Source organism: Salegentibacter echinorum (assembly GCF_900129445.1).
In the GTDB taxonomy this organism is placed as follows: domain Bacteria; phylum Bacteroidota; class Bacteroidia; order Flavobacteriales; family Flavobacteriaceae; genus Salegentibacter; species Salegentibacter echinorum.
In genome coordinates, this window is record NZ_FQVT01000017.1 from 20,273 (window position 1) to 45,923 (window position 25,651).

Below are 25,651 nucleotides of genomic sequence, written 5' to 3' on the forward strand. Positions count from 1 at the left end.
TAATGGCTTATCTGTTTTAGTCTAAAAATTCTGCTGAAATTATTACCGGCAAATGATCTGATGGGTATTTTAAATCTTTAGAATCACTTAAGACGGCATATTTCAAAACTTCCACCTTATTATTTACAAAAATATAATCAATCCTCCTCGTCACCGGCTCATCAAATTTATAGCCATTAAAAGTACCTTCTGGACCAAACTTTAACTGGGCTATCTTTTTTGAATCCTGCATTTTTTCAGCTAAAAATTTAATGGGAGCAACATTTGGTTCAAGATTTAAATCTCCCATAACAAACACCGGCAAATCTTGAGTATTTAATGCTGAAACTTTTTCCCATATAAGCTTTGCGCTATTAATCCTGGCTTGCTCTCCCACGTGATCAAAATGCGTATTAAAGACCCAGAAAATCTTTCCTGATTCTTTTTCTTTAAATTTAGCGTAAGTACAAATACGTTTATAAGCCGCATCCCAGGCTTTAGAAATTTCATTTGGAGTTTCTGAAAGCCAAAAAGTATCCTCCTGCAACACCTCAAACTGTTCCGAATCGTAAAAAATGGCACAAAACTCCCCTTTCTCACCACCATCTCTTCCAACTCCCAAATACTCATAACCGGGTAAAGCCTGGCCAATATAATTTAACTGATTAACTAATGCCTCCTGAACTCCAAAAATATCGGGTTGATGATATTTTAACTGGTTCGCCAAATGTGATTTTCTTTTAGACCAGGAATTTTCTCCATCATTCTCATTTTGATATCTTATATTATAGGTCATGAATTCAATTTGGGCATTTAAGGTGGTCATAAAGCAGCAAAAAATAAAAGTAAGTATGGTTTTTCTAAACATATTCACTCGAGTTTTCAAGTCTTCCATCTACATAATCCTGTAAATAATTAAACTCTTTAGTTAATTTTCCATCTTGCGTCATTTTTGCCCGGTTAAGAATTCCATCTTTATCCTCATTAAAAAAAGCGGGAATAACGTGTTTCATAAACATATCACCAAATCCTTCACTGGCATCTTTGGGTAATTCGCAAGGGAGGTTATCTACCGCCATAACCAATAGACTGTCTTTTTCCCTGAAATGAACTTCCGTTTCATTTTTAAGATCATAACCGTAAAACGGCTCTGCAACGGTAGAAGGCCTTATGGTACTGGCAATAGGTTCATTAATATCACAAGAAACATCGGCAATGGTTTTAATATTAAATTGTGGTGATTTCGCATCTTCGGCGGTAAAAAATACCGGTGCACCATCATCATAAAAATGCCCCGCAATAAAGAAATCGGTTACTTTAGCAAAACGCATGAAATCTGATTCATAGCGCTCGGGATATTCAAAGAATTCTTCTTTTTCTCCTTTGCTTCCATCTTTTCGCTTATTATATTCGAGGACATCAATATTACAATAAACAGCTTTCTTGAAATCACTAGTTAAAAACTCATCAACTTCCAGTTTCTTTATTTTTAAATGATCAAGAATTTCCATAGCGCCGTGGGCTACTTTCCCTTTTCCGGTTAATAAAATCTTTAAGGGTGGCACTACAATTTTGTCAAGTTCTGCCAACATGGCATTTAGATCTGGCAGGTCTGCAGCCCTGGGTAACGTGAATAACCCCTCTTTTAATCCAATTCCACGAAATCCATTATAAGCACCTACCAGCCCGGCATATCTTCCAAATCCAATAAGCCTGCCGTTATCTTTATTAGTAATAAGTTCATGGTCGTATAATTGAATATTATTTTTCAAAATTTCCCTTAGCAAATCCCGGTTATAAGGTTGCTTTTTAATAGTATGGGAAAAAAAGAAATATTTTTTATTCGGAATTAATGCCGGCAATGGCACCTCTTTCACTCCCAGGAATACATCGCAATCTGAAACATCCTCTGCCACTTCGAACCCCGCATCCTTATATTCCTGATCCTTAAAAACTCGTATTTTTGAAGTTTGAACTTTAAAGCTGGCTTTAGGGTATTGAGTAACAAGTTCTTTTAATTTTTGGGGAGAAAAAACCACTCTCTTATCTGGCGGTGTCTTTTCTTCCCTAATTATTGCAAATTTTATCATAAATGGTATAAGTTTTGTTGAATTCTGGTTGTATCTCAAAGATATGAATTTAAAATCGTATCTTTGACAACTTTTAAAAAGCTAAAAATTTTTCTCAATAAGAGAATTTAAGTTTTTTATTATCTGTAAGCTTCTAATTAGATTCCGACTTAATTAGTAGTGATTGAAAATCTGAAATTATTTTTAAAAGATTTTCTTAGTATTCTGAAATTTTGAAGCGTGGTTCAGTTGTAAAAAGAAGTACGAGCTTGCGTTAGGGATAGTAGCGGTTAGCTCCCAATTTTTATTGGGACTAATAGCGAATAGCCCGCCCTTTTTCTGGAAAAGAAAAAGGGAACGCCCAGGAACTTCAGAAAAATCGGAATAAAAATGTTCTTTATTTATGGGGTCGACTTGGTTTTGACAGCGAGTCTAATTGAGTTGTAAGCACGTCGAGCGCTGGGATATAGCTCGTAAATATCATATTTCACACTTTTTTAAACGGCGAAGATAACTACGCCTTGGCTGCGTAACCGAATTATAGTAGGTTACTCTTAACCCCAACAAGGTTGGGGGCCAAGATGTCCCGCGAAGGCCTTGATTTACGGCATTCGCATAAGGGGCACCGATAAAGTAAATATAGGAACTGCAGGACCTTGATGTAGTTCTAAAACTTAAGTAAGGGTACGGAAAAAGTTAGGTCGTTTTCAGCCAGACTTTTTTCCGACAATCTAAGTGAAAACTAAGCGTGTAGAAAGCATCTGAATTGCTTGTTTGGACGAGGGTTCGAACCCCTCCGACTCCACTACTAAAAGCCGTATTTCCTTTACTATTAAGGGTTTGCGGCTTTTTTGTTTTATAATTTGTACGGTTTCTGTACGGTAACAGGTTTTTTAGCATCAATTCATATCTAAAATTTTAATTTATCTTTATTGTATTAGCATTTAGCCGTGCTAATTATTTGAACAGAAAGGAGGGCTTATCAGTAAGGTATGCCCTCTTTCATTTCTCATTTTTGTGGTTATTTTAAAAAAACTATCTTTAACAAAAGATTGTTCCCTACCTTCGATCTTCTCGTCTAACAAAAACCGAATTAAAATGAAAAAAATTATGTTCTGCCAATTGGCTTTAGTTTTACTATTTACTTCCTGTGGTACAGGTTATGAAATTGTGCAAAAAGATTTCCCAACTGAACAAACTACTATTAATTCCGATGCATCGAAAGAAGATTTATTCAAACTTTCTCATTTATGGATGAGGACTGCCCTAAAAAATAATATTAAAGGGAATATTTCAGAAGATATTAATTCCGGTATGCTGGCGGGCAAGGTTTTGATTGATGGTTTTTATTATAACAGTACAGGGTTGGCAAGTGGATACAGTAACTCAGCCAAAACAGAAATATTGGGTTTGACTCAAATTGATGTTAAAAATAATCAAGCCCAAATTAAAATAGATATTGAACCGTTTACCGTAATTGAAAGTAATTATTTAGAAACCTCTGGATTAAATGATGACGAAATCAAAAACCAGTTAAATAATTTAATGGACTCCTATAAAAACTTTATTTCTAATCATAAGATTATTAAAACAAATTTTGACACTAAAGAACAGGTAATAAACATAGAGAACAAAAAGAAAAATGACCTTTACGTTATTGCCAATAAATGGATGGTGGAAAAGTTCAATAATGCAAAGTCTGTTGTTCAATTTAGCGATAAAGAAGCAGGAGTAGTTACTGGAAAATACTTAATTGGTGAGGTCTTTTTTTATGAACAACAAGATAATTCTGGTAAAGATGTATTTGCTTTAATTACTATCGAAGTTAAAGATGAAGCAGCAAAGATTAGTTTAAACCCTGATGATCTTGAATATTTAATAAGTAACAACCTAAAGGAAAAGTCTGGACTAAATAAAGAAAAGTTAGAGAATCACTTAGAAGTGCTAGCAAGTTCTTTTGAAAGTTACTTAAAGAATAACCAGTCTTCATTCTAATTTTTTTATACTGATTTTAAGGTATTAATTTTACCTGAAAATATTTTCAGAAAATCAAGTTTATACGTGTGTGTACGTCGTTTTTCCAAAAAAATTATGTGTAGCATTGAAGTAGTTTTTATCTTATTATTATTTGGTGGGGTTGGGGGGTGTCTTTAAAGGCTCTCCAATCCAACCTTATTAAATAATCTGCAATATCTTTACCCTCATTTTTGTCCTCTTTAGGTGCTAACTCCTCCAATAAATCGGAAAAGGTAAATTTAGTTCCCGGTAACCTTCTTTCTATTTCTTCCGCTTTCCTCTTCCATTCCCTAAATGTTTGCCCTTCTTTAGAGAGATCAGGAAAGGTTAAAACGGTTCTACCTTTCAATACTTTCAGTTTATCAAATTTGAAACTGCTTTTATTATAAACTGCTAACCAAATAAGGTTTTCAGGCTGTTCAGGTAAACCAAAATACAAAGTCCCGTAAATAGCTGTTTTGGGGGCTTCTACTAAAGCAACAGGGTTTAATGGGTACTTGCTTAACAGGTGTTCCCCAAATAGGCAGGAAACCTTTAATTCATTCTTATTATAGGCTTCTAACCAGTCCGGCAAAGGTTCATATCTTTTACTGTGGTACTTATCAATAATAGAGTGTAAAAAGTCCGTTCCTGTGGTGTGGTTGCTTTTACTAAATTGCTTTACCTGTACGGCTCTAATATTGCTTTTGAGATCAATAAAAGGAAAGGTAACCGCTCCTTTTCTGTAACCTGCTTTAATAGTGCCTATTTTATAAAGTTCAACGGCTTTAGTAACATCTGAAACCTCAAAAGGAAAAGGAACTTTAGTAAATAGGTTCTGAATAAATACATTTAGTTCGTACCTGTCAGGCTCTAACGTCTGTTTAAGTACTTCAACAGGAATAAAGTCAGGTTTAGGGCGTGTTTCTGCCTTTTTTCGGACTGGTATTGGTTCAGACTTCCAAGTTCCGTTAAAAGTGCCTCGTTCCTGTTCTTTTATCATTTGGTAATAACCGTCTTTGTATGGGTTTAGGTGGTAACCGCATTTGCTTTCACGGTCGCAACGTCCGTATTGTTCTGGCAAATAGTCGCCTGTTTCTGTATCAATGTAACGAACGAATGTTTTTTTACCGCAATCGGTATTCGGGCAATGGTGTTTTTTACTGCCTGTTTCTAAAATGTATCGGTAGCCATATCTCATATTTCCCTCACTTGGTGTTCACGCTGTTCACGCTGTTCAAAATGTGAACAGTGTGAACACAATGAACATTTACAATTTTAAATATTTGTTTACTGCTCCAAGGGAAATACATAGTTCAGAAGCAATCTGTCTTTGTGAGTAGCCCTTTTGACTTAGTTCCTTTGTTTTTTCAATCGTGTTATTCCTGTCCTGTTCTGTAAATTGCTTCAGGTGTTCACGTTCTGTTCCAAGCCCGACAAATTCAAATTCAAGATAATTAAGGGGCTTTTGTATTTGACAGATAATCACGTTTTCAGTATCGTATAATATTTCAGTATTTCTGGCTTTTATCTGCTTTATGTATCTTAAATACTTATCAGTATGACTTTCCCCAATAGCAAAACAACTATCTACAAAATTTATAAGCATTTTACTACCCTGTAAATCATTACGGGTTATCGCTTTTGATAAATCTCTTTTGGGAGTATGTGCGAGGGCTAAAATTGAAAGTCCATATTTACTTTTAAGTGCTTTTAAATGCTTCATAAGAGGTAAAGCATCCTTTGCTTTTTCGGTTTCATTTTTCAGATAAGTAATATTATCAATGATTAAAATTTTTGATCCTGTTTCTTTTATGCTTTCTTCTATGGAGTAGTTTAGATAATTTTCAAAGCTTTCATTTTTAGGTAATTCCGCATCCGGGTTTATTTCGACGCGAATAAAATTCTTATCAAAAAAATAATGGTTCTCAAATTCCTTTTTATCCTCGTTTTTTACCGAATATCTTGCTTCAAATTGTTTAGCTGAAAGTTCAAAATCAAAATACAAAATTGGTTGTTTATTCGCTTCAAACTTAAAGCCAGGTATTTTTTCTCCATTGCTTATACTATTACCAATTTGAACGGCTAGAATTGACTTCCCTAAATTGGTATCCGCAAATAATATACATAGTTCATTTTCGTGCCATAGTTCACCGAAAAGCATTTGAGGTATAGGACTTTTTTTTGCCTGCTCAATCCAGCTATTTGCTGTTTTCACTTTAAATAGACCTTTGTTTTCCTTTTCTATTTCAGACTGCTCTTTGAGCTCCTGAACGTGGTTAAGCATAGTTTCAGGCTCTTTAAGATCGTTAAATACCGGGTTTAATTTCTTTGCTTCCATATCTAAAATAATTTTGTCTGTTTAGATATAGGAAAGAGCTTCTTATCGGTAGAGTAATATCTTGCCGGAAATTTTGATATACGACAAAGTTCATTTTTCACCTCAACAATTCTACCTTGTTTTTTCCATTTTGCAACATACCTGCAAATATTAGCTCTAAGAATACCTGTCTTTACTGACACCATTAACATAGTGGACGGCTGGTTTTTAAAAGCTCTAAAAACTTCGTCCATTTGTGCGACAAATTTTTTATCTTGCCCCTGTCCTGCGAAAGACTTTTTAAGGCTTTGTTTACTTTCAGTATTCATAGCCTTATTTTTTTAGTTCGGTTAGACTCTCTAAAATTTCGCTTCGCTTGTAATACCTTTTTCCTGAAATTGAATAGGCAGTAACACGCCCTTTATTAGTCCAGTGCCAAAGGGTTGTTTCGTGTATTTGTAAAAGGTTTGCGGTTTGTTCCCTGGTCAAAAGGTTATCTTGTGCCTCTTTGTTGTGAAGTTCCTTTTTAAACGCTTCTAATTGCGTTTTAACGCCCTCGTTTATCAGTTCCGCTAACTGTTCAGGGCTTGTAGATAAAAATTGAATTGCTTTATTCATAACCGTATAAATATTTAGTTTATACGGCTAAAGTAGAGTGTATTTAAATCTATTTCATTGATTTTCAATAGCTTGAAATAGTCTAACCATTACTAACCATTTCTTTAAGTTCCTTATTGATTTTCAAGTAAACCTCATCTTTCTCATTTACAGTTGTTTCGGCTGTTATTGGTTCGAAAAAATTATTTATTCCTTGGATAGTTTTTATTTCTACACCTTTTAAGGCTCTTACAAAATGTATCCTGCTTTTATTATTTCTTTGGTTATTGTCAAGATAAATTAAGCCGTATTTTTTATGAAGTAAATAAATTAAAATTGCCATTTCTTTACCCTTTAAAGCTTTAAATCTTTCCTGAATTGACCAAATTAGTTGGGGGCTTGCTTTATCAATAAAAAAGGCTCTTAGAGGAGTTTCATTTTTTTCTACCGGTTTTTTTAGGTTCTTGATATGTTCTTGCTTAGGAATATTTACTTTTTTAATAGATTTTACTGCTTTTTTAAAATCCTTTTTAAGCGGACTTTCCATAAGATTTATTCCAATCGTCTTAAGTAAACTATAGAATTTATCTATTGAATTTAGCAGCGTTGCTTTTAATATCTTAGCTTCACTTAATTGTTGTGTCTGCACATTTACAATTATTACAAGTGAAAATTTTTCTATTTCTTCTAAACTACTTTCTATGTGGATCAACCGATTAGTAAAAGTGTTTTTTGCACCCCTTTTTCCCTCTCTTACACGCAAAGCTGATGAAAATAGTTCAAAAGTTTTTTCAGCCAAATCTTTTAGAATCAAGACGAAATCTTTAATTAAATATTGAAATGTATCTTTTGTAAAATCGATTAGTCTAATCTCATTATCTTCCCAGGAAGCAATTAGGTTGAGGTACTTTTTATCAGTATTATATCTTTCAAAGGTTAATACATTTATTGCTTTAGTGTAATTTATTACAGTTTCTCCCATTATTCAAAATATTTAAAGGCGTCCAGGGCTAAATCTTTATTACTCTTCTTAATGTAGTTGAGAAACATTTTTTCGCTCCCGTGTCCGGTTATGTTTATTAAATAGGTGGTGGGTACTTTCCCGTAAAAATTAGTTGCAAATGAACGCCTGCCAATGTGAGAGGAAACTAACTCCCACTTTTGAAAAGTGTCTTCAATATCCCGGTAATCGTTTTTTGTTGGTTTAACGCCCTTTGGTGCTATTGAAACCCGTCTCTTGCCTTTAACCTCATCATTAATCTTTGCAAGTTCACAAACTTCTTTTATGTAGTCGTTATAACGTTGGTCTGAAATAGGACGTGGAAAGTTCCCGTTACGCTTTTTAAGTACCTCCCTAACCTCCTTTGTAACAGGAATAGACATTTCTTTTTTGGTCTTCTTTTGTCTAAACTCCAACAAGGTCTTACCGTCTTCTATTCTTATCATTTCAGGCTTAAACCTCATAAAGTCGCTAACCCGTTGCCCTGTGAAACAGCTTATTAAAAGCCAATCCCGGGCGTTATCTAAATAATCGTGTTCCAGTTCTGCTTTTTTAATCTTTTCCAGTTCTTCAAGGCTTAAATAAATGTGGTTCGCCTCTTCGCGCTGTAAAGTAATCCCGTCAAGTTGGTGGTGTGTTTTAAGTCCTAAATACCGGGCGTGGAAACAGATCGTTTTTATTAGGACAAATTCCCGGTGTTGGGTGTTTTGGGAATAGGCATTTTTATTACTGAAATCTACATAAGCCTTTTTAAAGTCTTCATTTATTTCATTGATCAGGATAGTTTTACCTAATTCCCTTTGTAACCGCAACATTTTGTTTTTAGTAACCTTTACTTTCTTCCGGTTCGCTTCGGTAATTTCGTTTTTCCTGTATTCTAAATAGTAATCAATGTAACTAATGAGATCGTTAGGAATTTCTCTTGTTTCCGGTGGGTTGTAGTAATTTTCAATTGTGGTCTTTAACCAGCTTTTGTCAATCTTTCCCGGTACTGTGGCTTCAAAGGCTTTTAAAATGAAGTCTTCTAACTCGCTTAACTGGTTGTTTACTTCAGTTTGCAGGTTCTTTACTTTGATATCCTTTAAACGTTTTTTGGTGTGGTAGTTATTCCAATAATCCCGGGTAACCTGAATTTGTGTTTTGCCTCCAATAACAAAATCTTTGTCATCGTGCCTAAATAGTAAACGTAAGTTAAGAGGTGCTTTTTCCCGCGTGGAACGGTAGAGAAAGTTAACAGTAGCCATACAATTAATAATTTGAACAATACAAATCTAATAAATTTGTACGGTAGTTGTACGGTAACTTGCAAACTATTTCAAACTAACTCAAAGAATAATTAATACCTGAATAGCTAGTAAAGGGTTGTATTTATTGAATTTAAGGTTATCTTTGGCTTAAAATAAGACGTTCCGGGTTGTTGAGGTTTTGCGTCTTAGTGCTGCCTCCGACTCCACTTTATATATCTCAAAATGTATCAAAAACCCCTAAATCCTAGGATTTACGGGGCTTTTAATTTTCAGGCGACAAATTGGGTGACAATTTGAATAAAATTATTGAAACAGAGAAACACTTTTTATTTTTTTGTTATTTTGAAAAAGCCCAATTTTATAGCCCAGATATCCTTCTTCATCATTAATTTTCTCTCATTAAATTTGCTTATATAATTTAGGATACCTTAGGGTTGCTAATTAATTCGAATAATCCTTACTAAGCTAAGATGGTTGCGACTATTTTTTGATATCAAAAATATTAACTATACTTAATCACTTTCGACCCTTCTGTAATTTTCATGAATAATCCCAAACTAATGAAATCAAAAGCTATGCATCCTAAAAAGCACATCACTGGTCACGATCTTAAGGCCCTGGGATATCCTCCCGCTAAGTGGTTTAAAGAAGCCCTGGAGTATATTAATTCCAATAAGCTGACTAAACAAGAAATGGAGAGCTACCTGGAACAATTTAGGTTATCGGAGCCTCTTTCAATGCATACCACTCCTATGCCCTACAGCATTAACATTGAAGCAGAAAATGAACTGGAGCAGGAAAATATAGCAAAAGTAAAAGCTACTATGGATGAAGTGATGCGCACTCCCACGGTGGTAGCCGGTGCGGTGATGCCCGATGCCTGCCCCGCGGGGCCTGTAGGTACAATTCCAGTAGGCGGAGTGGTTGCTGCAAAGAATGCTATTCATCCCGGAATGCATAGTGCAGATATTTGCTGTTCTGTAATGCTCACCGATTTTGGGATGACCAATCCTAAAACCGTGTTAGATGCAGCTCAAGAAAACACCCATTTTGGTCCTGGCGGAAGACCTCGCGGAAAGCAGTTTAAAATGCCAGAAGCTTTAATGGATGAATTTAAACGGAATGATTTCCTTTCTGATGCCGATTTCATCTCTATTGCCAGGGAACACCTGGGCACCCAGGGTGATGGCAATCATTTTTTATTTGTTGGTCAATCTGAAAAAACCGGAAAAACAATGATGATCACCCACCACGGTTCCCGGGGACCCGGTGCGCGGTTATATAAAAAAGGAATGAAGACCGCCGGGCAGTTTAGGAAAACCCTTTCCCCAAATACTCCTAAACAGAACGCCTGGATCCCTTTTGATACTGAAGAAGGTCAGGATTATTGGCAGGCACTACAAACTATGAGAAAATGGACCAAACTAAATCATGAACTCATTCATAATGCGGTAGCCGAGAAATTAAATATCAATATCGAGAACCGGTACTGGAACGAGCACAATTTTGTCTTTAAAAAAGATGACATTTTTTATCACGCAAAAGGTGCCACACCTTTAGACGCCAATTTTATGCCCGATGTTACCGGCCCGCGATTAATTCCCCTAAATATGGCCAAACCGGTTTTAATAGTCGAAGGGCCTACTACAAAATCAAACTTAGGCTTTGCGCCCCACGGAGCAGGCCGAAATATGAGTAGAACTCAACACAAGAAACAATTTACGGGAGTTAGTGATAAGGCTATTTTTAAAGAGGAGACTAAAGATTTGGATATTCGCTTTTTTTCAGGGGAAATAGATATTTCAGAATTGCCCAGCGCTTATAAATCGGCTTCAAATGTACGAGCGCAAATGTCGCAGTATAACCTGGGAGAAGTTATAGACGAAGTTATTCCCTATGGCAGTATAATGGCGGGCGATTGGCAGAAAAATGCTCCCTGGCGCAAGAAGAAAAAACGCAAAAAGCTAAAGTAACTTAATAAACTTATTGCAAATGGTCCATATTGTCAGGCTGAGCTTGTCGCAGCCATTCTTATTTAGAAATGTTTGGATAACCTTTAATTATTTAAACGGTTCAACAAGTCGTTATCTGGGCCTTCTGTAGTATATAAATTATTTCTACATCAATTGGGTTTAGAACCCAATAGTTTATAACTATTTTTGCAAAAGATTAGAAATTTAAATATTCCGATTATTTATGGCCGAAATGCTTTTTAATCCATTTAAGGATTTGATTTTTGACGAACATTTTTGTTTCCTTACCGGAGACTTAACTAATGAAAATATGAGCGTTTTTCCTGAATGGCTCATGGATCATTTTAATCTTGGGAATGAAAGAATTGAAATGATGGATAAAACCAAATCTTATAAATATGCCGACCTTAAACTGCCCTGCTCTGCCAGGGTAAAAGATGCTTTTGAGGAATTGGATACAAAAATTCTGGCTGCTTATAATAAAGGATACGAGGGAATGGCATCTCTCGATGAGGAACAGCTATTTCAATGGACGGGAAGAATAGTCTATGGTTTGTTATATTATGAAATGGTTTATGAAAGGAACAGGCTGCAAAAAAAAGATGAAGAGTTTGCACTTTCCATGCCACTTAGAAAACGTTTTGGTCACTTCCACCTAATGCTACAATCTTTAGTAGAACCAATTTCCTTCGTTGGTAAAAAACCGTGGACTATCACGGTATTCCCCCTAAAATATTCAGCAGATATTCTTAGTTTTCGCGATGATACAATTAATTTAATGTTCTCATTTGGAGTGAATGGGTTTGGTTTTATTGCCTGTTTACAGGATAATGGGGTAATTGGAGAAAAACATAGCGAAATACTTAGTAAAATAAAAGGTCATGTTTTACACCCTGTTCAGTTTGAAGAATTATACGCCAGTTTTCATTATACAGATTATATTTTAAAACAAGATCCCCAGTACAAGGTTGAAAGCCATGATAATGGCATCAACATAGAAATTGAAAAAACTGAAAAGCCTCCGGTTTTCGATTTCTGGGATGAAGATATGTATGCGCAATTGCTTGCTAACTATTGGCAGGTTTATGGAATTGAAAGGGAAGATATTCTTCGACCTCAAAAACCCCGACTTAGCTTTCTTGAAGATCCATACACCAAAGATTTTATTAATCCCGAATCTATTAAATTGCCATTTTAAGTCTAAGATAAAAAATATGATCAGTTAGGCTAAAACTATAGTTTAGCATTGTGTTGATAATATCTTAATTTATCATTCAGAACGCAGCTTGCGGAGTGAAGAATCTCTATTCTAAAGTAACTATTTATCTTTTATAAAATCCAAAGATTTCAATCTTTTTAATCCTCCCTAAAGGGCGAAAGCTTGAGATTCACTTGTTTTCTCTTTAGTAAGGGTAAAAACAAGTGAATATGTCTAAACGGGTGAATTGCTACATTCTAAAAAAAGATTCCTCCTACGTCGAAATGACAGCTTATTACAATTGCAATGGATTTATTAAGCTACAGCTTTTAAAATTTATTAAAAAAATTTAAACTAAACTCCCCTAAGGTACGCTCATTCCAAAACAACACCAACTCCTATTTTTTCCAATAAGTAAGGATTATGATCTATAACTAAAATATCATTGTACCTGGCTAGTTTTTGAAGCATATCGAACAATAAATCAATATCTGCATAATGTAATCCCGTGCTGGGTTCATCCAAAATATATAGCTTATTTTCAGCTTGCTCTTCCAACCAGTTTAACAATAAAAGACGTTGCTTTTCTCCGGAAGACAAAGATTGTACAGGCTGCTCTAGATTGAGATGTTCCAGGCCAATCGCTTCCAATTTCTCTAAAAATTGAAGGTTTTTTGAGTCCAAACCAGCTGCTGTCAACCATTTTTTTGCTTCAGAAATATTAAGCGCGAGCACCTCAGCGATATTCTTTAAAGCCACTCGCTGCGCCAGGATTTCCTGTTTATATCGTTGTCCATCGCAGATCTCACAAATTTCAACTGCATTTGCAACTACATCCAATGAAGTTTCTACATATCCCCTTCCCTTGCAGTTGGGACACTGGCTCGTTTTGGTTTTATACGAAAAATCGCGCGGTTTAAAATCTGAATGGCCGGCGAAAATCTTCCCGACTTCAGTTAATAAATTTAGATAAGAAACCAGCAACGTATTGGAATGAGAGCGCAACTTTTTGGGTTCAAAATACTGTGTTCCCTCGTATTTGTTAGGGAAATTTATGCACTCACTATTAACAGGTTTTCCAAGCTCAATGCTGGGCATTAAAATGTCCCTTACCAAGGTGGTTTTTCCTATTCCAGATTTTCCGCTAATGGCGGTAATTCCGCCCACGGGCACCTCCAGTTCTTTTCTCACCAAAGTATGTTTGGACAAATTCTTAATGGAAATAACCGATTTTGATGCTTTTAGCACTACTTTTTTAGAAGGTGATTTTAGATACGGATGGCAATTGGGCTGCTTTAGAAAATCGGCCGGTTTTCCCTTAAATATCACCGAGCCACCCAATTTGCCGGCCTTGGGTCCCAGCTCTATCAATTCCTGAGCAGCTAAAATTACTTCTTTATTATGTTCAATAACGACCACCGTGTTTCCTTTTTCAATAAGTTCTTTCAGAATAAAGATTAGGTCTGGGATGTTATTATGGGACAATCCCGCCGAAGGTTCATCCAGCAAATAGGTAACACCCTTCAACGGACTGTTCAATTGCTTGATTAAGGCGACTCTTTGGTTTTCACCACCAGAGAGTGTGCTGGATTTCCGGTTGAGCTGCAAGTAATCTATATGTAATTGCCCCGCTCTTTTTATGGTATTTAGCAAATGCGGCTTGATCCTTTCAATAAGATGCAGGTCTATTTCTTTCTCATGTTGCTCATTTTTCAGCCATTCCTCCAAAGCTTTAAAATCCATCGACTTAATTTCGTGAATGGATTTATTTGCAATTTGAAAGTTCAACCGATCCGGTTTTAATCCGCTCCCCGCGCAATGGCTGCATTTAGCCGGCGCAAAAAGTGCTTTGAGCTTTTTAATATGTTTGTTCTTGCGGGTTTTGTAATACTCTTGCTTTAAATATTCAAACAGTCCATCCCAGCGCATGCTTAGCTTTTGGATCCCTTCCCTGGTTTTGGTCTTAAACCGCCAGTTTGCTTTCCATACCTTCTCACCGGTGCCGTAAAACAAGACCTCTTTTTGCTGTTCTGAAAGTTCTTTAAAAGGCGTTTTTAGGGAAAATCCATAGGTTTTTCCCAATTCCTCCACCACCGCCATATACTGGCTGTCTGGCTGGCCGTAGTACGCCAGTGCTTTGTTGTGCGTAAACAATCCACTGAGGATGCTCTGGTTTTTATCGAGTATTATCTTGTCTAAACCGGGAAGCAATTCCTCGCCATATCCCTCACAAATCGCACACTTTCCCAGTTCGTGATTATTGGAAAAATGACTGGCAGAAAGCTCTTCTCCTTCATATTGTGCCTTTCGGGAAAAAGCAAATCTCAAAATCTTATCAATTCCGGTTTGTTTGGCGATATCAATGCGCGGCGTAAAACTCCTTTCCTTTCGGGTTATACAAATAGTGGGTGTAAGTCCCGTGATATGATCTACCTCCAACTGAAAATCCACTCCCACCCTGGACTGCTGATAAGCCGAAAATTGTTTGGTCATTTCCTGCATGCCATAACCTTGTAAGGTATCTATCACCAACGAAGATTTTCCGGAGCCTGAAATACCCGTCACAACAGTAAGTTTGTTTTTTGGCAAATTAAGATCCAAATCTTTGAGATAATGGGTGCGCGCGCCTTTAATGGTAATTTTATCCTGGCGTTCACGAGAAATTTCAGGAAAACTTAAAGCTTTTGACTTTCCGGTGTTTTTCACCAATGTATCACAGGAAGATTCAAAAAGTGGGTGATTTTCAAAACAGATAATTCCCGCGGTTTGCTTTTTCAGCCTATGCAAAGCTTCCAATAGTTGCCTTACATTTTGTCGGTGCAGGCCAATGCTTGGCTCTTCGAGTAACAAAATCGTGTTCTTGGATTGTTTTGCAAAATGTTTGGCTAATTTTATACGCTGTGCCTCTCCACCGGATAAAGTATTGGAAGCCTGTCCTAACTTAATATACCCCAGCCCCAATTGCAACATCAATGACAGGATTTTAGCAATCTTTGGTTCATCGCCAAAAAAATCATAAGCTTCGGTGATACTCAAATCATAAATATTGGCAATATTTTTATTTTGCCAGCGCACTTTTAATACTTCGGGTTTAAAGCGTTTGCCATTGCAACTGGGACAAACCTGGTTGATCGTGCCCATCACGTTCATGGAAAGCGTGATAAGCCCAGCACCTTCACAGGTCTCGCACCTTCCCTTTTTATTATTGAAGGAAAATGCACTTTTGCTAAGTTTTAGCGTTTTGGCCTCTGGCGATTTTGCCAAAAGGTCACGTATTTTATTGGCTAACCCCACATAAGTCGCGGGATTGCTTCGAGGCGTTTTGCCAATTGGCCGATCGGAAACCCGAAGCAGTTTTAATTCTTTTTTTTCTGAAATTTGAGAAAGTTTTTTATTTACTTCTGAAGTTTTTCGGCTCCCCACGCTTAGTTCGCCTGGTTTGGGTTTGAAGGTTTTTGTTGAAATCAAACTGGGCTTGGGTGCTTCTTCCGAAGACTCCCTCCAAAATTCAGCTAAAGTGAGGCTCTCCAAATTTTTGGAATCAAGAAATTCTTTTACAGGTCCGTTAAAAATCACTTCTCCGCCATGAATTCCTGCGCCAGGACCCAATTCCACGATCCAATTGGCAGCCTTAATAAAATTTAGATCGTGCTCTACCACCATCACCGTATTTCCGCGAGCAATCAAACGATTTAAAATGTGTCTTAAATACTGCTGATAATCTTGCGAAAGACCAATAGAAGGTTCATCAAAAACATATAAAATACCCTGCAAGCTGCTGTTCACCTGCTTTATGAGTTTAATGCGCTGCCCATCGCCAGAAGAGATATGGGTACTTGAAGTGGCCAGGGAATATTGGGTCATTCCCAATCTTATAAGATCGAACAAAGGGGTGCAGATCTTGTTGGCCAAAACCTCTTCCCCAGCCGATAATTTCAGGCTTTTCAGTTTATCATACAGTTTGGTTAAAGAGAGTTCCATCCACTCCTGGAAGTTAAGCCCCTGCCATTTATAAACAAGATTTTCAGGCTTAATTCTTGCGCCCTTGCAGCTGGGACATTTCCGGGAACTTACAAATCGCAAAATACTTTTATTGCGATCCAATCTTAAAATATCTTTCATCACGGGAAGCATACCTTTATAAAATCCTTCTTCCCGGGGCTTCGCCTTAAAACCTTCCCATCTTAGCCGGGACTCCAGGGTATGCTTTCCGAAGAAAACCTTCACGCGATCACTTCCATTCAGCACTACATCCTTTTGGGCTTCGGTAAGTTCTTTCCACGGAATGTCCACGTTAAATCCGTGCGCTTTACAAACTTTGTTCAGTTCATCTACCGTGATCTGGGAATATACAATATAGCCATTGGGAAGTGTGGTAGTGATGGCTCCCTCGCGCAGGGTTTTGTTCTCATCGCCCAAAACTTTATCGAGATCTATAAACTCTTCCTCCCCAATCCCCCGGCAACGCTCGCAAGCTCCTTTTGGATGATTAAAGGAAAATAAAGATTTACTCATTTTTTCGTTGCCGGAATACCGTGCAAAAAGAATCCTGAAAATCGCAGTAAGTTCAGAGAGTGTTCCAAAAGTAGCATTGATAGATTGAAAGCGTTTGGACTGCCCTACTTTAATTACCGGTGGCAGCTCCTTAATATCATCTACCTCGGCCGTGGGTATAGACTGCGCATTTTGCTGATTATAGGCCGGCAAACTTTCCAAAAAATAACGATAGCCTTCATTGGCAATGACATCCATGGCCAGTGAAGATTTCCCCGAGCCCGACAAACCGGTCACCACGATCAATTGGTTTTCGGGAATCTTTAAATTGATATTCTTCAGATTGTTTTGGTGGGCATTAGTGATGCGCATAACAGACCTTTTTTTTGCAAAACAAAGAATTAAAAAACGATTAGTCGGCAAATTTATCCGTATAATTCACTTCATTTATAAAATGCACTTTTTAATATGGAAGGGTGCCTAATTATCCCATATTCTGTAAATAGTTGAACTTAATCCCTTTTAACCCAATCGTAATATTATAAATAATCTGAAACAACATTTAAAACCTGTTTTTCGTAGTTCAAAAAAGATTAGAATCTAGACGGCTATTGATCCAATCCACCATTGTCTTTTCCAAGACCAAATACTCAGCTATTTATTTAGCTAAACTTTCTTAAGTTCTTTGTGATTAATCAGTATCGATTTAGCTCATTTGGTTTTAAAGATAGAATCTTTCTAAATAACTACTTTCCAAAGCATTAATTCCTATAACTGATATTTATCATAATATCCAGACAGTATTCTGGATAAATTTGATGGTATAATATAGAGACAAAATCTTTTGTGAATCCACATCAAAACTGAACATCATGAGCATATTTTTTAGGAAATTTATTATTGCCGCTACAGGATTGTTCCTGTGCATTTTTTTAATCGTCCATTTGTCGGCAAATTCCTTGTTACTACTTCCCGAGGCATCTGCGCGAGGTTTGTACAATGCCTATTCAACAACTTTGCGTGAAAACCCGTTGATAACCGCAGTGTCATATCTGCTTTATTTATCTATTATTTTTCACGTGATCTATGCTGCAATTATTACTATTAAGAACAGAAAATCCAAAGGTACTGGCTATAGGGTAAACCACAAACAGGAAAACAGTACCTGGGCTTCTCAAAACATGGGGTTTCTAGGTGTGTTTATTCTACTATTTATCGTAGTGCACCTGGTTAATTTCTGGGCAAGGGTGAAATTGGGGATTGGTGAAAGCGTAGGCTTAGACGTTGATGGAAATACCGATGTATATGAAATAACCTATACCTTATTCCATAATATTTACTACGTGCTTTTCTATATCCTGTTGATGATCCCATTAGGGTTTCACCTTCATCACGGACTTAAAAGTGCATTTAAAACACTTGGTTTTTATCATAAAAAAGGGCTAAGGGTATTGGCCAAAATCTCACTTGTATATGCCTTTGTAATGAGCATAGGCTTTGGTGTTATTCCTTTAATCGTTTATTTTAAATAGCTACAACATGAAATTAGATTCTAAAGTACCTGAAGGCAGGCTGGAAGATAAATGGAGAAACTATCAATTTAAATCTCATTTAATTAACCCTGCAAATAAAAAGAAATTAAATGTAATTGTTGTTGGTTCCGGGTTATCTGGTGCCGGTGCTGCAGCAACTTTGGCCGAGCTTGGATATGATGTTCAATGTTTTTGCTATCAGGATTCTGCCAGGCGGGCGCATTCGGTTGCTGCTCAAGGTGGAATTAATGCCGCTAAAAACTATCAACACGATGGGGACAGCGTTTGGCGTATGTTCTACGATACTTTAAAAGGAGGTGATTTTAGGTCACGAGAAGCAAACACCTACCGGCTTGCAGAGCTTTCTGCTCCATTAATAGACCACTTTACACAACAGGGAGTGCCTTTTGCAAGGGAATATGGTGGGGTATTGGTAAACCGAAGTTTTGGTGGGGTGCAGGTGCAACGAACTTTTTATGCCAGGGGACAAACCGGGCAACAATTAGTAGTAGCAGCCTATTCTCAATTATATAAAATGATTAAAGCCAAAAAAGTAGAAATGTTGCCCAGGCATGAAGTATTGGATATCGTTATTATAGACGGAAAAGCAAAAGGCGTAATTGCCAGGGAATTGTCAACAGGAAAAATTAAACGTTTTGTAGCCGATGCTATTGTTCTTGCCACCGGCGGTTATTCCCGCGTATTCAGGTTATCTACCCTGGCCATTGGTTGTAATGGAAGTGCTATTTGGAAAGCGCATAAGAGAGGTGCCTATTTTGCCGCACCCAGCTTTACCCAAATTCACCCAACAGCGCTGCCACAAACCAGTGAGTCCCAATCTAAGTTAACCCTGATGTCTGAATCTCTTCGGAATGATGGTCGAATATGGGTGCCAAAAAAGAAAGGCGATGATAGACCGGCCAAAGATATTCCTGAAGATGAAAGGGACTACTACTTAGAGCGAAAATACCCCAGTTTTGGTAACCTTGCCCCACGGGATATTTCTTCCCGGGCCGCCAAAGAACGTATTGATGCGGGACACGGTGTGGGACAGTTAAAAAATGCTGTTTACCTGGACTTTAAACACGCCATAGAACGTTTTGGAAGAGAGACCATAGAAGACAGGTATGGAAACCTGTTTACGATGTATAGAAAAATTACCGGGATAGATGCTTATAAAGAGCCTATGAAGATCTCCCCTGCCGCTCACTTTTCAATGGGCGGTTTATGGGTAGATTATGAATTAATGACCACTATCCCGGGATTATATGCCATTGGAGAATGTAATTATTCAGATCACGGCGCTAATCGACTGGGTGCTAACTCCCTGCTGCAAACCAGTATAGATGGGTACTTTATTTTACCAAATACCATTAATAATTACCTGGAAGGAGAATTAAAAGCTAAACGTCCCGAGATAGATCATCAAGAGTTTAGTAAAGTTGAAGCTGAAGTAAAAGACCAAATACAAAGTCTTCTGGATATTAACGGAAGCAGAACAGTAGATGATTTCCACAGGGAGTTAGGAAAAGTGATGTGGCAGGAATGCGCGATGAGCCGTAATAAAAAAGGTCTTGAAAAAGCCATTACACAAATAAAATCGATTAAAGAAGATTTCTGGAAAGACGTTAAGGTAACCGGTAGTAGTGATGAAATGAATACCGAGCTGGAAAAAGCCTTGCGCCTTGCAGATTTTATTGAGCTTGCTATTTTAATGTGTACAGATGCCCTGCAACGCGATGAATCCTGTGGAGCACATTTTAGGGAAGAGTATCAAAGTGAAGAAGGTGAAGCTGTGCGTAATGATGAAGATTATGCTTATGTATCTGCCTGGGAATACAATGCAGGAGAATTTAAACTGCATAAGGAAGAATTAAAATTTGAATTTGTAAAGCCGACTGTAAGAAGTTATAAATAACAGCATTATGAAAGTAACATTTAAAATTTGGAGACAGGACAGCCCAGATTCCAAAGGTGAACTCAAAACTTATGAGACCGATGGACTCACAGAAGATATGTCTTTTTTGGAAGCTTTAGACCACCTCAACGAAAAGTTAGTACTAAAGAATGAAAAAGTGGTAGCCTTTGAATATGATTGTAGAGAAGGTATTTGCGGACAATGCGGTGTATTTATAAATGGAAGGGCGCACGGCCCACACGATCATATGACCACCTGCCAGTTACATATGCGTAGCTTTAAGGATGGAGATACAATTACCGTAGAGCCCTGGCAGGCCGGTGCCTTTCCCATAGTAAAAGACCTAGTGGTAGATCGCACCGCGTTTGATCGTATTGTGGAGCAAGGTGCTTATATCACAGCAAAAACAGGAACAGCACCAGAAGCTAACTCTATTCCCGTTCCCAAAGAAGTTTCAGACGCGGCCATGGATATGGCAGCTTGTATTGGTTGCGGCGCTTGCGTGGCTACCTGCAAAAATGCTTCGGCGGCTTTATTTACTTCGGCAAAAATAAATCATCTCAATAAATTGCCGCAGGGAAAGGCAGAACAACACACCCGACTACTGGATATGACCAAACAAATGGAAGTAGAAGGCTTTGGCAGTTGTACATTTACCGCCGCCTGTGAAGTAGAATGCCCTGCAGAAATTTCCATAAGCAGTATTGCCGAAATGAATGCTCGTTATGTAAAAGCCAAAATCTTTGGTTAATCACTCAAAGTATTTAACATTTTTTAGATGAGCTTTATTTGAAAAACTATTTTCATAGAAACCTCGTGGTCTTGCTACGAGGTTTTTATTTCTGTAAACTTTCAGAAAAAATTAATTCAGAATAATCTTCCATAAAACAAGATTTTAAATTAGGCAGGTACAATCTTTTTCCTTGCTATTTGCTGCTTTTTTCTTACCTATTGCCCCTATTTTCTATTTTCTCGATTATTCAGTAAAAACATTAAAAAAACACATTGTAAAACACTAGAATTCAAACGTTTTCGTAGATACAGCCAAAAAAACAGGGTCAAGAACTGATGCTCATCATATTCTACAGGAATAGCTATGCTTATCTTTATATCAAATCAATAACAAGAGCGTATTCACCGTAAAACTTTTCGTCATGAAAAATATTTTAATTCCTTTCGACTTCTCAAAAGCCTCCTATAATGCTTTAGATTATGCAGTTCAATTTGCAGCCGACAGCCCTCAGTTAAACCTGCACCTTCTCCATGTAAATACTGAAGATGGCAATGAAACTGAAATAATGGAAAGACTGCATGAAGTGGTTTCTAAATATAAGAAAAACCAGACACCAGAAATTAAATTATATGTTCTCACTGGACAGTTGAATTCTTCTATTTTAAGCATTCAGGAAGAACTGAAGATAGATTTAATGATTATGGGAACCACAGGTGCTCAGGTGGGTAAAGAAACTATGGACACCAATACGTCAAAATTTGTGCACAAAGCCGATCTTCCGGTGCTGGTTATTCCAGAAAACACTAAAAACTTCAGAATAAAAACTATTATTCTAAGCCTTGGGAAAGACAAGATAGCCGATAAAAATGTGCTGCACAACCTATTAGATGTTTCGCGAAGATTTAATGCCCAGGTACACGTACTCACCATAGATAGAGGGCAGAAAAATATTGGTTATACCGAAGAAGATGAAAGTAATGAAAGAACATTACAGTATTTTCTGGAGATGTTTTACTCTCATCATTCTTTTCACGAAAATGAAGATATTGAAAAAGGTATTAAGGAATACCTGGAAGCTAACCACGTAGATATGCTGGCCATTATGCCAAACACCCACCTGGAAGAGGGAGAAGCCTCTAAAGGAAGTTTAACACGTATCCTAACCCTACGTACGCAAACACCCTTATTGATACTTGATTAATAAAACTTATTCAACAACTTTAATAATACCTGTAGAAGACCAGGAGTTCAAACCCTATTAACCAGTTAAAATTATATAATTATGAAAAATGCTCAAAAAAGTACCAAAAGCCTGGAAAAATATGGCTTAAAAGACAATAAGGTACATTGGAACCTAAGCGGAGAGGAACTCCAAAAGATCACTGTGGAAAAAGGCATGGGTAGAGAAACCGATAATGGCACTTTAGCCGTTAATACAGGTGAATTCACTGGTAGATCGCCTCTAGACCGTTTTATAGTAAAAGATGATTATACCCAGGATGTATGGTGGGGAAAGGTAAACAAACCCATTTCTCCTGAAAATTTTGACCGTCTTTACGATCGCGTTACAGCGTATCTTTCTGGTAAGGAAGCTTATGTACACGATGGTTATGTAGGTGCTTATCCCGAATATAGATTAAATGTAAGAACGATTACCGAATATCCCTGGTCCAACTTTTTTGTGAAGAACATGTTCTTAAGATTAGACGAGAAGGAGCTTGAGAATTTTGAAGAAGACTGGGTGGTATTGTGTGTGCCCGGCTATGCTGAAATCGATCCACAGGAATATGGAATTCGCAAAAACAGCAAGGGTAATTTTAGTATTTTAAACTTTACCAAAAAAATTGCACTTGTTGGTGGGTCTGCTTATACTGGGGAAATGAAAAAAGGGATATTTTCTGCCTTAAACTACATTTTACCAAAGGAGAAAGAGGTCCTTCCCATGCACTGTTCTGCTAACGTGGGTAAAGATGGGGATACTGCAATTTTCTTCGGGCTATCTGGTACTGGTAAGACAACACTATCTGCAGATCCAGACAGAAACCTTATTGGAGATGATGAGCACGGCTGGACACCAGATGATATAATATTTAACTTTGAAGGCGGATGCTATGCTAAAGTAATTGGTCTTGCTGAAGAAAATGAGCCTGACATTTATCGTGCTATTAAACCGGGTGCATTATTGGAAAATGTAGTATTTGAAGAAGGAACTAACAAAGTAGATTTCTTTGACAGTACTATCACTCAAAATACCCGGGTAAGTTATCCTATTGATCATATTGAAAACATTCAGGAAGGTTCTTATGCTAAAAACCCCAAGAATATTTTCTTCCTTACCTGTGATGCTTTTGGAGTGCTACCTCCGGTTTCTAAACTTACTCCAGGCCAGGCTGCCTACCACTTTATCTCTGGTTATACCGCTAAAGTTGCAGGAACAGAAGCAGGAATTACAGAGCCGGTACCATCATTCTCAGCTTGTTTTGGTGAGCCATTTATGCCTTTGCACCCAACCGTGTATGCCGAAATGTTAAGTGAGAAAATGAAAGAAGCTGGTGTAAATGTATGGCTAATAAACACCGGTTGGAGCGGTGGACCTTATGGAGTTGGTTCAAGGATTAAACTGAAATATACCAGAAGTATGATTTCTGAAATTCTTAAAGGAAACCTGGAGGATGTAGATTATGAAACACACCCAATATTTGGATTAAATATGCCAAAATATTGCCCCGGAGTACCTTCAGAATTATTGAATCCAATTAACACCTGGCTTCAGAAAGGAGCATATATCCAGAAAGCCATTCACCTGGCAAGTTCGTTCCATCTGAATTTTGAAAAATTTGCCGGCAAAGCATCTAAAGAGATTCGAAATGGAGGACCACTTATTGAGGAACACCACAAAATGAGCTATACAGATATATAATTTCATAGCTAATCAATAACCTAAAAGCCGTTATCTTTTCTAAGATAGCGGCTTTTTTTCTTTCTATGTTTTTTAGAAATCCCACTCCTAATAACACATTTGAGGTCATTAATTTTTAATTCCTTAGATTATAATTTAAAGACAATTCTTCATTAAATGGTAAAACGGTCTTAATAAGCAAAATATCTTTACAGTAAAGCTTTGGAGCAGTCTTGTATTATTCATCTTAAACCGAAATATTCACATAATCACTCTCCATGCTCCACCATAACTAAGGTTTATCATCCTGTAGCAGAACATATTGAGAGTAACCTCCGAATACTATTTTTACAATGATTCTTGAATAATGACGATTAAACTTTGATCAACTTACAATGATCTTGATTCTCGCCTCTTATTTCTTTTTTCTATTTTCTATTCTCCATCTAAAATAAAATCTGCTTCTAGAACTGCTAAAAGACCTTAAACCCTTCATCATCAACAACTACAAAGTTAAAGGAAGCTTTTATAAAAAATTTAACATCTTTTTAGCAAAATGGGAAAAGAAAGAAAGTATATTTGTACCTACAAATGTTGTTAGTACAAATGAATATTGAAGAGCATTTAAATACCAGTAACTTACCTGTCGCCAGAAAGCTTAGTTTAAACATTCTGGTGACAGCACAGCTTATTGAAGAAAAGGTAGCTGGAGCTTTAAAACCGTTTGATCTTAGCATTCAGCAATTTAATGTGTTGCGCATTTTAAGGGGGCAAAAAGGAAAACCGGCAAATTTGAGTACCATTCAGGAACGTATGGTGAGCAAAATGAGCAATACCACCCGCCTGGTAGATAAGTTGATCGCTAAAGACCTGGCTAAAAGAATTATTTGCAAAAGTAATCGCAGAAAAGTGGAGATTAATATTACCGAAAACGGACTCCAGCTTTTAGATAAAATAGACCCCAAAGTTGATGCGGTTGAAAACGAATTAATCAAACATTTAAACCGTGAGGAAATAGAACAAATAATTAACGGTCTCGATGAAATAAGAAATTAAATGGAAAATTATATTGAAAATTTAAACTGGCGCTATGCAACCAAAAAGTTTGATCCTTCAAAAAAATTAAATGAAGAAATTATAGCGAAACTCTTAAAAAGTTTACAGCTTTCTGCTTCTTCCTATGGGCTTCAGCCTTATGAAATTTTCGTAGTTTCAGATGAAAAGACTAAAGAAAAACTAAAGCTTGCAGGTTGGAATCAGGCTCAATTTACAGATGCCTCTCATATTTTTATTTTTGTCGGATTAAAACATTTAGATGAGGCTTATATAGACTCCTATGTTAAGAACATCAGTAATATTCGGGATATTCAGGTTCGCGACCTGGGCGCTTTAAAGGATAAGCTTATTAAAAATATTGTAGAAGAGCCAAAGAATGAACAAAAAGCCTGGGCACAAAAACAAGCTTATCTCGCTCTTGGAAATTTCCTATCGGCCGCAGCAAATTTAAAAATAGACACCTGCCCAATGGAAGGCTTTGATACCGAAAAAATTGACAAAGTACTGGGGATTACCGGCACCAATCTTAGCACAGCGGTTATCGCTTCGGCGGGATATCGCAGCAAAGACGATGCATTACAGCATGCTAAAAAAGTAAGAAAAGAAAAAGAAGAATTATTTCACTTAATTTAAACTATAAA

General features: G+C 37.0%; 19 protein-coding genes and 1 other RNA gene. 11 read left to right on the top strand and 9 right to left on the bottom strand.

Annotated elements, in window-relative coordinates; translation table 11 throughout:
* Positions 1–16: 16 nt before the first annotated feature.
* Positions 17–847, bottom strand: coding sequence for an endonuclease/exonuclease/phosphatase family protein (locus BUA71_RS15370; RefSeq protein WP_072881352.1), 831 nt, complete (start codon positions 845–847; stop codon positions 17–19).
* On the bottom strand, positions 840–2,069 hold the full coding sequence (locus BUA71_RS15375; protein WP_072881354.1) for an NAD(P)-dependent oxidoreductase: 1,230 nt from the start codon (positions 2,067–2,069) through the stop codon (positions 840–842). Before BUA71_RS15375 ends, BUA71_RS15370 begins: the two co-directional genes overlap by 8 nt.
* Before the next feature lie 384 nt (positions 2,070–2,453).
* Between BUA71_RS15375 and ssrA the strand changes: the two genes are divergently transcribed.
* Positions 2,454–2,856: a transfer-messenger RNA gene (ssrA, locus tag BUA71_RS15380) on the top strand.
* Between the two features lie 290 nt (positions 2,857–3,146).
* Positions 3,147–4,043, top strand: a complete 897-nt coding sequence (locus BUA71_RS15385) for a DUF4468 domain-containing protein (protein WP_072881356.1) — start codon at positions 3,147–3,149, stop codon at positions 4,041–4,043.
* A gap of 118 nt (positions 4,044–4,161) precedes the next feature.
* On the opposite strand, the gene BUA71_RS15390 is transcribed toward BUA71_RS15385, so the two are convergent.
* The 6 genes from BUA71_RS15390 to BUA71_RS15415 all read right to left on the bottom strand — a co-directional run bounded on the left by BUA71_RS15390 (position 4,162) and on the right by BUA71_RS15415 (position 9,204).
* Positions 4,162–5,244 (bottom strand): DUF6371 domain-containing protein, encoded by a 1,083-nt coding sequence (locus BUA71_RS15390; protein ID WP_072881358.1) that lies wholly within the window; start codon positions 5,242–5,244, stop codon positions 4,162–4,164.
* A 69-nt stretch (positions 5,245–5,313) separates the two neighbouring features.
* The gene (locus BUA71_RS15395) at positions 5,314–6,261 is read right to left on the bottom strand and encodes an AAA family ATPase (RefSeq protein WP_245812619.1); all 948 of its coding nucleotides are present in this window, start codon (positions 6,259–6,261) and stop codon (positions 5,314–5,316) included.
* A gap of 125 nt (positions 6,262–6,386) precedes the next feature.
* Positions 6,387–6,692 (bottom strand): hypothetical protein, encoded by a 306-nt coding sequence (locus tag BUA71_RS15400; RefSeq protein ID WP_072881360.1) that lies wholly within the window; start codon positions 6,690–6,692, stop codon positions 6,387–6,389.
* A 4-nt stretch (positions 6,693–6,696) separates the two neighbouring features.
* Positions 6,697–6,981, bottom strand: a complete 285-nt coding sequence (locus BUA71_RS15405; protein WP_072881362.1) for a helix-turn-helix transcriptional regulator — start codon at positions 6,979–6,981, stop codon at positions 6,697–6,699.
* Between the two features lie 82 nt (positions 6,982–7,063).
* The gene (locus BUA71_RS15410; protein ID WP_072881364.1) at positions 7,064–7,942 is read right to left on the bottom strand and encodes a hypothetical protein; all 879 of its coding nucleotides are present in this window, start codon (positions 7,940–7,942) and stop codon (positions 7,064–7,066) included.
* A complete protein-coding gene (locus BUA71_RS15415; RefSeq protein WP_072881366.1) occupies positions 7,942–9,204 on the bottom strand; it encodes a site-specific integrase in 1,263 nt (420 codons plus the stop codon). Before BUA71_RS15415 ends, BUA71_RS15410 begins: the two co-directional genes overlap by 1 nt.
* 563 nt (positions 9,205–9,767) lie before the next feature.
* Between BUA71_RS15415 and BUA71_RS15420 the strand changes: the two genes are divergently transcribed.
* Both BUA71_RS15420 and BUA71_RS15425 read left to right on the top strand, forming a co-directional pair.
* Positions 9,768–11,180 (top strand): RtcB family protein, encoded by a 1,413-nt coding sequence (locus tag BUA71_RS15420; protein ID WP_245812620.1) that lies wholly within the window; start codon positions 9,768–9,770, stop codon positions 11,178–11,180.
* Between the two features lie 223 nt (positions 11,181–11,403).
* Positions 11,404–12,378 carry a hypothetical protein gene (locus BUA71_RS15425; RefSeq protein WP_072881368.1) on the top strand — a complete coding sequence of 325 codons (975 nt, stop codon included), beginning with the start codon at positions 11,404–11,406 and terminating at the stop codon, positions 12,376–12,378.
* 375 nt (positions 12,379–12,753) lie between these two features.
* Here the strand turns inward: BUA71_RS15425 and BUA71_RS15430 are convergent, their stop codons facing one another.
* On the bottom strand, positions 12,754–17,244 hold the full coding sequence (locus BUA71_RS15430) for an AAA family ATPase (RefSeq protein WP_072881370.1): 4,491 nt from the start codon (positions 17,242–17,244) through the stop codon (positions 12,754–12,756).
* A gap of 500 nt (positions 17,245–17,744) precedes the next feature.
* Here BUA71_RS15430 and BUA71_RS15435 point away from each other — a divergent pair, with 500 nt between their 5' ends.
* From BUA71_RS15435 to BUA71_RS15465, 7 genes are all read left to right on the top strand, one after another.
* Positions 17,745–18,404, top strand: a complete 660-nt coding sequence (locus BUA71_RS15435; RefSeq protein WP_072881372.1) for a succinate dehydrogenase cytochrome b subunit — start codon at positions 17,745–17,747, stop codon at positions 18,402–18,404.
* Positions 18,405–18,411: 7 nt separating this feature from the next.
* Entirely contained in the window at positions 18,412–20,322 is a 1,911-nt protein-coding gene (locus BUA71_RS15440; RefSeq protein ID WP_072881374.1) for a fumarate reductase/succinate dehydrogenase flavoprotein subunit, read from the top strand.
* A 7-nt stretch (positions 20,323–20,329) separates the two neighbouring features.
* Entirely contained in the window at positions 20,330–21,073 is a 744-nt protein-coding gene (locus BUA71_RS15445; RefSeq protein WP_072881376.1) for a succinate dehydrogenase/fumarate reductase iron-sulfur subunit, read from the top strand.
* A 403-nt stretch (positions 21,074–21,476) separates the two neighbouring features.
* Positions 21,477–22,256 carry a universal stress protein gene (locus BUA71_RS15450; RefSeq protein ID WP_072881378.1) on the top strand — a complete coding sequence of 260 codons (780 nt, stop codon included), beginning with the start codon at positions 21,477–21,479 and terminating at the stop codon, positions 22,254–22,256.
* Between the two features lie 81 nt (positions 22,257–22,337).
* On the top strand, positions 22,338–23,975 hold the full coding sequence (gene pckA, locus BUA71_RS15455; RefSeq protein WP_072881380.1) for a phosphoenolpyruvate carboxykinase (ATP): 1,638 nt from the start codon (positions 22,338–22,340) through the stop codon (positions 23,973–23,975).
* Positions 23,976–24,560: 585 nt separating this feature from the next.
* The gene (locus BUA71_RS15460) at positions 24,561–25,010 is read left to right on the top strand and encodes a MarR family winged helix-turn-helix transcriptional regulator (RefSeq protein WP_072881405.1); all 450 of its coding nucleotides are present in this window, start codon (positions 24,561–24,563) and stop codon (positions 25,008–25,010) included.
* The gene (locus BUA71_RS15465; protein ID WP_072881382.1) at positions 25,011–25,643 is read left to right on the top strand and encodes an NAD(P)H-dependent oxidoreductase; all 633 of its coding nucleotides are present in this window, start codon (positions 25,011–25,013) and stop codon (positions 25,641–25,643) included. It begins immediately after the preceding gene.
* The last annotated feature ends 8 nt before the right edge of the window (positions 25,644–25,651 follow it).